We start from the raw sequence: 423 nt of genomic DNA, 5'->3' as shown, positions 1-423 counted from the left end.
GATGCCCGAGGAGTACGCGGGCGCCGGTACCGTCGCCGTCTTCGGCCCCGAGGGGCGTTTCCTGGCGCTCGTGGAGGAGCACCGGGGCAAGGCCAAGAGCCTGGCCGTCTTCGGCTGACGTACCGGGGGCGGGGCCGGGCGGATCTCTCTGCCCGTGGAGCGGCGGACACGGAGTTGTTCCTCTGCCGCCGCTCCACGGTCCCCCCTCGGTTCCCCCACCCCTAGGGTGTATCCAGCCGAACCCGGCTATTCACCCGACCGGGCAGGCGCTCGGAGTGAACCGAGGGAGTGCAGGGGGGCGCGTTCGCGGCACGATCTTTCCCGCTGATCATTCGGTGCCTACCGTCGAGAGCAGGCACACCGTACGGCGGGGAGGTTGCACCATGGCGGCACGGACCCTCGGACGACGACCGTGACCGGCCG

Annotated in this window: 1 pseudogene; it reads left to right on the top strand. The window is 71.2% G+C overall.

What is annotated here, in order from left to right:
- A pseudogene (locus BZY54_RS54565) lies at nucleotides 1–118 on the top strand (tRNA pseudouridine(55) synthase TruB); the annotation flags it as partial.
- Nucleotides 119–423 lie beyond the last annotated feature (305 nt).

It is taken from the genome of Streptomyces carpinensis (assembly GCF_002154505.1).
Lineage (GTDB): Bacteria > Actinomycetota > Actinomycetes > Streptomycetales > Streptomycetaceae > Streptomyces > Streptomyces carpinensis.
This window is presented reverse-complemented; position numbering and strand designations above follow the sequence as displayed.